This window comes from Mycoplasma zalophidermidis, assembly GCF_024742155.1.
Classification (GTDB): Bacteria; Bacillota_I; Bacilli_A; order Mycoplasmatales; family Metamycoplasmataceae; genus Mycoplasmopsis; species Mycoplasmopsis zalophidermidis.
On the sequence record NZ_JANSFS010000002.1, the window covers coordinates 121,534 to 131,891 of the forward strand.

Here is a 10,358-nt window from a genome sequence, read left to right on the forward strand (position 1 = left end):
TGCATACACGTGTGCGAAGAGTTGAGAAAGGATAGTTATGGCAAAAAGTAAATATGGCGTTGTTTATTATCGACTTCGGGGTTCGAAAAATAATTATTCTAAATCAATTAATCGCTGCAAGGTATGAAAAAAGGTATTAGAAGTCATTGATTATGAGCAAAAAAGAGGACATTGAGATAAAATTATAGTAGAGCAAACAAAAGTGATTAAAGTTGTGAAGGTAGTTAGAGATGATGAAAAAAAAGATTAAATGATTATTAAGTGGTGCTGGACTTAGCGCGGTACCGGTGATGACTAGTTCGTGCATTTGAAGTCATTATGATGAACCAATTCCAAAACCTGATGAGTCGAAAAAAACGCAGACAATTGCGATAAGAGAAAAAAACAAAGATGATGCTGATGAAAAACATAACGAAGTTGAAGTCAGAGATGTTAGACAATTTAGTTATAACGGAATGACATTTAATGTTGCACCAGAAGATACATATGATGCTAATAAGAGATATTATGCTGATATGGTTTTAGAAAATGATGCGAGTGAGTTTAAGAAGTTTTTAAATAGCTATGGTGATTATTGAATTACTAATTTAAACGAGTATGATTTTCCGACTCTGGTTGATGTTAGTCGTTATGTGCGAAGCTTGGTGGTGAAGAAAGGTGATGGAATTAAATATTCTAGTGCTGATGAGCGAAATATTAGTGCGAAAGAATATAATGCTTTAATTACGAAATTGTTGGAAATACTTGATGTTAGTGGGGACTTTGATTTTAAAAAAGAAGAAAATAGAGAACAAAAAATTAGTTATGTTTTAAATAAAGATGATGCAATTGGTATTCTTAATGATTGATTAATTACTGATAGAGCAAGTTTGTTTTCAAAACATTATAATGATTGATTAAATATTATGGGTGATAATGTTTCATTTGGCCGGAAAAAAATCGAGTTTGGTGCCCCTTATTGATATGAAATATCGGCTAAAGATGAAGATGCTAAAGTCAAAAACATTAATGGTAAGAAAAAGAAAGTTCCTTCGGCTGTTTGAAAATTAAATCGTGATATTTATTTGAGAAATATGTTTGATAATGAGATGTTTTTATCAAGAGCATTTTATGAGAAAACATTAGCTGAGAATGAAATCATTAATAACGACTGGATTGATTGATTGTATTTGAATGATTCCAGTGTGCTGGCAATGCAGGTACCACAATATAGGTTATTAGTTGCATATTTAAGATTAATGAAAAAACTAACTGATAGTATTAATTTTGTTGCTGTGGATGATGAAGCAGAGAATGCGAAAAAAATTAAGGAAAATGGCTCAATTGTAGATAAAAGTAAGAATTTAGAATTAAATATATTAGATAGTGGAACTTACGCTTTAATTGAAGAGTATGAAAAAGCATTATTAGATTATTTAGCGTTGGAACACGCAATGGGATTTATGGGTCGTGAGGACCATAATCCTAATTTACAACTTTTTGGTGGTGGAACTAATTATGGTCATAAGGTCGATTATAGAGACACTTATAAATGAGCTAAAAAGCAATATGAAGAGTTTGTGTTGCCGTTAAAAGTTGGTTTAGGTAATGCGACCTGAGCATCATCATCATCATCATCATATAATAAACGATTTAATAATCCTCAAACAATTGAGAAATATAAATTAATTTGAGCAGATATTAAAGAAGTTGATGGAGTTGAAAGACCACAATTAATTACGATTGAGTTAGCACGAGAAAGATTAGGTAAGATTATTAATTTATTTAATGATAAATTTGGTTGAAAATATAAAAGATAGGAGTAGGATGCCAGAGAAAAAGCATGTGGTTTATGACCACGAAGAATATATGAGATGTTTGAAAGAGGACATCGCCAGAGATTATGGTTTATCGATGGAAGAATTTAATTTATTAGATGATTTTAGTCCCGAAGCTAAAAAACTATATGATGATCTAATTGAGAAAGTTCATGCAAAAATAAAATCAAAATAAAAATACGTAAAGTTAAACGCCAATTTACAATCTAAGTTGTTTAGATTGTTTGTTGGCGTTTTTTTTGATTAAAGGAGGTATATGGAAGGATCGTTTGTCATTGCTGGCATTGAATTTTTGGCGATTGTTTTAATTTTGATGATAGTGGTGCTGGTTAGAGGTTATAAAGAGTGTTTTGCTCGTGATAAGAAGTTAAGACAAAAAGCACGGTCTAATCAAAAGGAATGAAAGTATTTAGTGTCTGGCGCTGTTGTGAATGTTTTAGGAATATGAACAATGGTGACGTATTTTATTATGAAATAAGAAAGGAAGAATATGAATAAAGTATTACTGACAGGAAGAGTTGCTAATGAGAGTTTTTGAGAAATGAATACTAGTAAAGCAAATATTTTAAAGTTTAGTATAGCTACAAATGAGATTAATAATGAAAGTGAGTTTATTGATGTTGTTATTTTTCAAAATAATGCATTAAATTTTAAAAAATATGTGAAACAAGGTGATTTAGTAGAGGTTGTTGGCACATTAAAAAAGAATAGTTTTATTAATAGTGAAGGAGTTAAGGAATATCGTTTAGAGGTTATTGGGAATAGTGTTATTTATTCTACGAAAGCACTAAAAAATAAAACAAATAATTATGTTGTTGATGAAGAAAAAACAAATGATGAGAATGAGAAAGAAAATAGTCAGGAAGACTATTTAGAAGATTTAATTATTAGATAGGAGATATTATGAATTTATTAAATAAAGTATTAGACGGTAGTACAAGTACCGGTGGTAATCAAGGAATTAAAGAAAGTTTTGATGCGATTGCAACACAAATACAATATTACATTAATATAGTATTAGGAGCGTTTGCAGGGGTTTTAACAATAGTAATTGTGATTATTGCAGCTATTGCATTTTTTAAAGCAGGTAAGACAGAATCAGAAGAAGAAAGACAAGGTCAAATGAGAAGAATTAAATGATTAGGAATTTTTCTTATTGCTGTAGTTGTGTTATGAGCTCTTAGTCCGATAATTACTTCGATTATTAAGTCTGCGATCGGAGCATAAAAGTGTTGTTCGAAGGAGTTATAAATAAGATTAGTTATGGTGCTTTTATGATTGGTTATGGCCCGTTTGTAATTTTGCCATTGCTATTAATTAATGCTATTGTGGTGCTGTTTGAGTTAGTTGCTGTTGGGCTACCACAATATTTATTATTTGGTTTGAGTTTATCGCAAAAATTTGAGTTCGCCGTGCTACCTGATATGTTTAAACGATTAGCTATTATATCGAGTTTAGTTTATGTTTTGTTATTTGCTTTTAGTGCTTTGAGAATGTGAGCGTATAAAGGTGATGATGGAGTAAATCCGGTGCGAGTTGCGTTAAAAAACTCGCTTGTGGGAACGGTGTGGTTAATTGGTCTGCCGGTGTGTGTTTATTTATTTAATTTGATTATTGGCTTGATGTTGAATTTAGTTTTAGGGTCTAATAGTTTAACTTTAGATAAAACACTTTTTAGAAGTATTTGAGCAGAGGACCAGTTAGATGGTATTAGTTTTAAAAGATGAAATGAAATAGGCGATAATTACTTTAATATCACATATGATGATTATGAACATTTAGCATGAGGTCAAGGACCTAGATTGGTATTTTTGGGTGCATTGATGTCGATTGGTACATTAGTACCTCTGACATTAGGTTTAATAACTTTGGTGACGAAAATATTTCAACAGTTGTTTTTATTCGTTATTTCGCCATTTGTGGCAGCATCATCGATTGCAGATGATGGTAAGCGAATGAAACAATGACAAGAAATGTATATGGCAAAATCATTTGCGATTTTGGGTTTTGTTGTCGGAATACAGATATATGCTGTTTTTTTACAAAGAAGTACTGATTGAGCGAATAATTTAGATACTAACTGATTTACGAAAATATTATTAATTGTTGGTTTAGCGATTGGTGGGGCTGTCGCTAGCACGGGATTATCTGGCGAGATTGCAGCATTTGTTGGAGAATCTGCATCAGTGAGAGAGACTATGTCGGAAACTAAAGGTTTATTGGCTAGTGGAATGGCATTAGGTGCTGGTATTGGTGGTGCGTTTAAAGCACTTGGTAAGGCAACGAAAGCTGGTGGTAAAGCATTAAAAACTGCTGGTGTGGGTTTAACTCGTGGTAAGGCAGGATTACAAAAATTAGAAGCTAAGAGAGATTTAAAAAATAAATTGAAATCGGGCGAGTTATCAAAAGCTGGATATGCTAAAGAAATGCAAAGCTTAAATATGCGTTCAGAAGACCAAAGAATGGCTATAGCAAATGATAAGTTGGAAAGTAAAGCTGAAAGAGCAATGATTAGAAAAGAATTAGCTTCAGGAAATAGTGCTTATAAAAAATCTGATTTAAGAGCTAGTGATAATAAATTAATTAAACAAGAAAATCAAACCTTGAAAGAAATGGAAAAACTAGCTGCTCAGGAAGGTGGAGTTAATTCGGAGAAATATAAAGAATTAGCACAAAGACATGAAGCGTTAGGAAGTTTAATTGATGCGAGAACACAGCGTAGTTCGAGAAAAGAATTAAATATTAATGACCAAAAATCAAGATTGATGGCTCAAAACTCAAAACGTGGAGTTGCATCGAAAAATATTGTTTCAGCTGCTGAATTAGAAAAACAAAAACTAATTAAAGAACGTGAAGCTAATAAAGATAACAAGTTGATTTCATCATTTATAGATGGTCGAATAAAAAGTGCTGATGCAAGAGAAGCTGCAAACAAAAAACGAGCAAAAAGTATAGTAAAAAGTAAAGAAAATATTAAGAAAGGTTAATGAGAATGCTACAACCAAAAAATATAAAGAAAACTAAGTTAAAAGTGTTTAAGAATTTTGACTGAATTGATTTTGTAGTGTTATTAGCTTGTGTTATTAGTTCGATTTTTTTAACGCAATCAGTGTTGCCTAAAAAAATGAATCCTTATTTCAAAATATTAATTTGATTTTTAACATTCGGTGTATTTAGTGTGCTTTTAATAAAAATTAGAAAATATGATGTTAGATTATATAGATTGCTGATTAGGATGATTTGTTATATTTTTAAAACTAAAAAATATAATAAGAGAAACAGCACGAAAAATTTAATACCATATGCCGAAATGCTCGAAGATAGATATATTAAAACAAAAATGTTGCGTGGTGGAGTTAAATATTTTAGCGTATTAAAATTTAAAGGTAAGACTCCTTGAAGTGAAGAAGAAAGCGATAGAGAGTCGTTTTTAGCAAAATTTATTGATGTATTAGATAATACAAAAATACAGATTAGTTTTGTTAGACAAAAGGAATTAATTGATTATTCAAAAAACTTTGAAGCTTTAAAGACTAATTTAGACCAAAAAATGCAATATTTAAAGCTAAATAATGCAAGTGCTGAAGTGATTGAAAATTACACAAATTTATATGAAGAAAAGTTTTTAGACTTTGAAACATTAGATAAAGAAATAATGCTTGATACATATTATGTTGTACTGTATGAGCGTAGATTATCAGAACTACAAAAAAATATTGATATGGTTTATCAATATATGAACTCGATGGAATTGGAACCTCGTTTATTAAAGTCTGCTGATTTAGTGAGATTTTTGGCTAGATTAAACGATAAAGAATTAGATGAGGAATTACTTAAAAAATATATAGATCAGCAACAATTAAAAACTAACGGGCTAAGACGAAATTATCGTGATGAAGAAGAAATTTTAAGTAATGATTGAATTTTGAGATTTAAAAAATGATTATTATCAAAATCGAAAAAACATAAAAATGATAACTCTTCTTCAAAGACAAAATTGATTAGTTTAGATGAGTTATTAAGAGCAGACAATGTCGTTTTTAAAGCTAATTACTTTATTAAAGACGGGTTATATTATTCAATTCAGACAGTTAATGAACTGCCATTGAGATTACAGGATGGATGAAATAGCGAGTTATTGAATAATGATTCTGTTATTGTGTGAAATTTAGGTGCAATTTCAACAGAAGCACAAGCACATTTATTAGATAGTGTGGCTAAAAAGAATATTGATAACTCAGCTGTTATTAATTCAAAATTTCAAAGAAAGTCTAATAATTTACAATTAGAAGCTATGGAATATTTACAAGACCAGCTATTAATTGATGGTAATAATTTATTTGATTCACATTTTATGATTATTAATAAAGCAAGTTCATTAAAAGAATTAAAGATGATTGAGAGTAAAAATTATCACGCAGCTGTTAAAGCTAGAATTTATTTAACTTCATTACCATTTAGACAGTTTGAAGCTTATGCTCAAAGTTGTTTAATAACCACAAATAATTTAAAAGAAGCAGTACAGATATCATCATTTAATGCTGCATATGGTTGAAGCTTCGAAAATGAGTTTCATAATGACGGTAATATTAGTATTTTAGGGACAACTATATCTACGGGTGAGCCGATTATAGTTGATAGATTTTATAAAAAAGACGCAAAGAGAACTAATTATAACTGGATGACTGTTGGGACTAGTGGAACAGGAAAATCATCATCAAAATCAAAATCGATAGTTGATGAGTTAGCACAAAATAGAAATGTTTATGTTATCGATTTAGAGAATGAGTATAAATATTTAGCAAAAAAATTCGGTGGAACAATTTTCAATATTGGTAATAGTGGTAAAACGACTTTAAATCCTTTGGAGATTAGGGTATCGATTTGAGATAATGAAGATGATAATAAACAAGAAGTTAGCGTTGAAGGTATCGTTTTAAAACATTTGGAATGATTAGAAGGGTTTTTTAAATTAGTAAATGTAAATTTTAGAGATGAACATATTATGGTTATTTTATCGTGTTTGAAAAGACTTTATGAGCAAACCGGAGTTTATGATATTAGAAGCGCTGAAGAGTTTAAAATGATTAAAAAATGACCGATTATGTCAGATTTAATTGTGGAATTAGAAAACTATAAATATGTTGATGAATTTGAAAAACAAAGAAAACGTGAAATGGTAGCTAATATTGCTGATTCGTTTAAATTTTTATTTGAGAATAATGGTAAATATCAAAACTTATATAATGCTGAAACCAAGATCGATTTAGATAATGAATTTATTATTTTTAACACAAAAGAATTAATGTCGTTAGGGAAAGATGATTCTAATTTAGGTAGTTATGTCTTACTGAGTTTAATACAAGATTTGGTTTATCAAAATGTGGTTAAAAATCCAAATAAACATACGGTCTTATTTATCGATGAGATTCATCAGTATGTCGATAATTCTCGTCCAATAATGTTAAATTTTGTTTGAAAATTAACTAAGACAGGACGTAAATATTTATTTGGTTTAGATTTAACAACACAGTCGCCATCAGATTTATTAGTTTCTGCTAAAGCTGAGTCGATAGTGCAGAATTGTCAGTACTCTACTATTTTTGGGCTTAAGGAAAAAGACTTGAAAGCAGTCGAGCAGATGTATGAATATACCGGTGGTTTAAATAAATCGATGACTTCATTTTTAAGTGCTGGAGTAATTGGTAATAATATGATTTCACTGAATTTAAACTCAAAAATTAAGATTGATGTTTGATATAACGAATATGAAAAAGGATTGTACTTTAAACAAGGCGATTTTAGAAAACAAGAACTATAGGAGTATTATGGATAAAGAAAAACTAGATATGAGTAAAGAATTGTTGTTAAAACAATATGAAAATATAGCTTTAAAAAACGAGTTAATGAACCAACAAGCAGAATTGCAGGAAAAAGAATTAACACAACAAATAGAATATAAAGATGATAAAGCAAGCGAAGAAAAAGAAGTAAAACCTAAAAAACGAGGTCGAAAACCGAAAAAGAAAGCAAAAGATGAAGCGCCAAAACAAGATAATGGTGTGCAATTAAGTTTTAGGTTATATGATGAAAATGATATTTTAAAATTTAAATCATTTCGGAAAACAGTTGAAGTTAAAGGACAGTCTTTATCGAATGCTTTATCTGATATTGTAGTTTCGTTTTTAGATGAAAAAGATAAAAGAAAAGTAATGTCATCGTTGAAGGTTGATTTATTTTATGCGTTTAGAAAAGCATTTTATGCGTCTTTATCGCCTTATACTGCAAACATTATTAATCAAATTTTAAAAGTTAGAGTTGAGAATAATATTATTAATAAAAAACTGGATTTATTATTAAATGCATTAGCTGGTGGCGATGTTTCGAAAGAGATAATTGATAATCCTGGTTCGGAATTGTTAGTTGAGCCGAAATATTTTGAGCAAATTCGTCAGATTTTAAATATCGAAAATGATGAAAAAGGTTTAAAAACAAATGAGAAAGTGGCAAAAGTTAAAAGACGTGAAGAAATATATGAAAATTATGAGTTTAATAATGATACAGATCCCGAGATTTTGGCAGAGTATTTTGATTTAGGTAAATAATTTATGAGAAATAAACTAAAAAAGATTTTAAATTTTGGGCTGGTAAGTGCTCCATTTGCTGTGCCATTATGTTTTGTTTCTACTAGTTTTAAAACTGATGCTAATAGTACTACCACTTATTACTCTTTGCCTAGAGAATGGGGTAGGAATGTAAGGAGTCAGCAATTAAGTAAATCATTTTCGGTGGATTCTAACAAAGCATTTATGAAATCACCTTATTGAGAAGATTTTTATAAAAGTGAATGAAGAATAAGTGCTGATGATATATTTTTAAACGAAAATTTAACTTGACAATTTAGATCGGATGGTCAAAGAGTATCTGATCAAGAGTTTAATAAATATTTAAAAGATTTAGAAGACATTAATAATTGAGAAAAACATGTAGGTTATGAAATATCGACAACAATTGATTTTAATCGTTTTGAAGCTATGTATCAAAAGATAATGAGAAATAGTTCTCTTGATGTAAGTGTTAAAAATGAAATTAAAAGTCAGTGAGAAAATGCTAAATTAGGATTAATAAAAAGTAAGGGAGTTGAGATAAAATTACAAAACGATGATTATCAATATATTAGCTATGACTCATTTGAAGAAATAGAATATGACAGATGAGAATGGGTAAATGGTCGCTTAATTGATATAAATACACAAGACCAGGCAAAAAGACTGGTTATTAATATTAGTGGTGAGTATGAAAAAGCACACGATAATTATGAGGAATTAAAAACTGGTTGATACAAAATTCAAAATGAAATTTTACAAAATAAAACAGAATTTATGATTAGCTCTGATAGTGGTGGTAATTTAAATACTAAACCTAAATCAGGGTTTAAGTCTAATAAAAAATTTCTTGATGATTATATTAAAAAATTAAATCAAGATATAACCTCTGCAAAAATCAATATGCGATTAGTTTATAAGCAAGCTTCTAGCGATAAAATAAATCTTTATGTTATTTGAAACGGCGAAAAGAAATTATTAGCAGATAATGTTAAAGTTAAATTTAAACCTAATTCTAATTTTGAAGGTTTGCAAATAGATGAAAGATTAAAAATTGAATTAGGTAAGTGAGTAGATTTTGATGCAAAAACAACTCGTTTAGTTGATGATGTTTTAATTAGAGATCCAAAAGATACTAAGAGTATAGGCGTTAAACAGAGGGAAAAGAAATATTGAGCAGGTAGATGGAAAGCTCATACACCTTTAAAAGTAATATTTAATACAACGTTAAGTGAGAATGAAGTTTTAAAAATTAATGGTAAAAGAATAGAGGTATTAGATAGAACATTTGAAGAATTTTTACAAGATAATCGGAGTAATGCTAGTGATGATGAAAGAGTGTTTGATTATGGTGTTGTCGTTAATGATGATACACAAAAAACACAAGAAAATTCACATCTAAAAAATGAGTATAAAATTGATATTTATAAATATTCTCGTCCAGGTAATTTAGATGCTGATTTAGAAATGCATTATACAAAAGTATTATTTATAGATTCAAAATCAGCACAAGTTGATTTTAAGTGATATGCCTGAGAACCTGAAAATAATCCACAACAAAAAGAACTAATAGAGGAATTTATAAAAGATAGTGAGGGAAATTTATTAAGAGATGATAAGGGAAATAGCATTAAAAATCCTAAATATGATCCGAGTATAGATCCAGAAACAGGAACGAAAAAACAACTAGTTTGGTTTGATTTTGGTCTCTTTGATAGTAAAAGTCAGCTAAAAAATGAAGCTTTAAATAATTTTGATATATATTACGATGATGAAAAAGATAGAGAATATTATAAATTAACTAAGCTACCATTTAACACTAAAACACTTTTTGCACCTCACGATAATAATAGTTTAGATAAAGGTTTAATTGTCGAAGCTATTGTGCTTGGTAAAGGTGGATTAAAACAACTTATTGGTAAGACAGAAAAATTTA

General features: G+C 29.3%; 10 protein-coding genes. All 10 read left to right on the top strand.

Annotated features, from left to right (window positions below; all coding sequences use genetic code 4):
* The first annotated feature begins 37 nt into the window (after positions 1-37).
* Positions 38-250 (top strand): hypothetical protein, encoded by a 213-nt coding sequence (locus tag NW238_RS01750; protein ID WP_216567849.1) that lies wholly within the window; start codon positions 38-40, stop codon positions 248-250.
* Positions 234-1,799: an MAG3960 family lipoprotein gene (locus tag NW238_RS01755; RefSeq protein ID WP_258451699.1), complete on the top strand. Its 1,566-nt coding sequence runs from the start codon at positions 234-236 to the stop codon at positions 1,797-1,799. The genes NW238_RS01750 and NW238_RS01755 overlap by 17 nt, the downstream gene beginning before the upstream one ends.
* A 7-nt stretch (positions 1,800-1,806) precedes the next feature.
* Positions 1,807-1,992 carry a hypothetical protein gene (locus tag NW238_RS01760; RefSeq protein ID WP_216567847.1) on the top strand — a complete coding sequence of 62 codons (186 nt, stop codon included), beginning with the start codon at positions 1,807-1,809 and terminating at the stop codon, positions 1,990-1,992.
* An 81-nt stretch (positions 1,993-2,073) separates the two neighbouring features.
* Positions 2,074-2,295, top strand: a complete 222-nt coding sequence (locus tag NW238_RS01765; RefSeq protein WP_258451701.1) for a hypothetical protein — start codon at positions 2,074-2,076, stop codon at positions 2,293-2,295.
* Positions 2,296-2,307: 12 nt separating this feature from the next.
* On the top strand, positions 2,308-2,712 hold the full coding sequence (locus NW238_RS01770; protein ID WP_216567845.1) for a single-stranded DNA-binding protein: 405 nt from the start codon (positions 2,308-2,310) through the stop codon (positions 2,710-2,712).
* An 8-nt stretch (positions 2,713-2,720) separates the two neighbouring features.
* Complete coding sequence (locus tag NW238_RS01775; RefSeq protein WP_246778290.1) at positions 2,721-3,044, top strand: Mbov_0395 family pilin-like conjugal transfer protein; 324 nt, start codon at positions 2,721-2,723, stop codon at positions 3,042-3,044.
* A gap of 2 nt (positions 3,045-3,046) precedes the next feature.
* Positions 3,047-4,804, top strand: coding sequence for an Mbov_0396 family ICE element transmembrane protein (locus NW238_RS01780; RefSeq protein WP_216567844.1), 1,758 nt, complete (start codon positions 3,047-3,049; stop codon positions 4,802-4,804).
* Entirely contained in the window at positions 4,804-7,638 is a 2,835-nt protein-coding gene (locus tag NW238_RS01785) for an Mbov_0397 family ICE element conjugal transfer ATPase (RefSeq protein ID WP_258451702.1), read from the top strand. The genes NW238_RS01780 and NW238_RS01785 overlap by 1 nt, the downstream gene beginning before the upstream one ends.
* 7 nt (positions 7,639-7,645) lie before the next feature.
* The gene (locus tag NW238_RS01790; RefSeq protein ID WP_258451703.1) at positions 7,646-8,422 is read left to right on the top strand and encodes an Mbov_0398 family ICE element protein; all 777 of its coding nucleotides are present in this window, start codon (positions 7,646-7,648) and stop codon (positions 8,420-8,422) included.
* A gap of 3 nt (positions 8,423-8,425) precedes the next feature.
* A partial coding sequence (locus NW238_RS01795; RefSeq protein ID WP_373889497.1) for an Mbov_0399 family ICE element protein occupies positions 8,426-10,358 on the top strand: 1,933 nt, incomplete at its 3' end.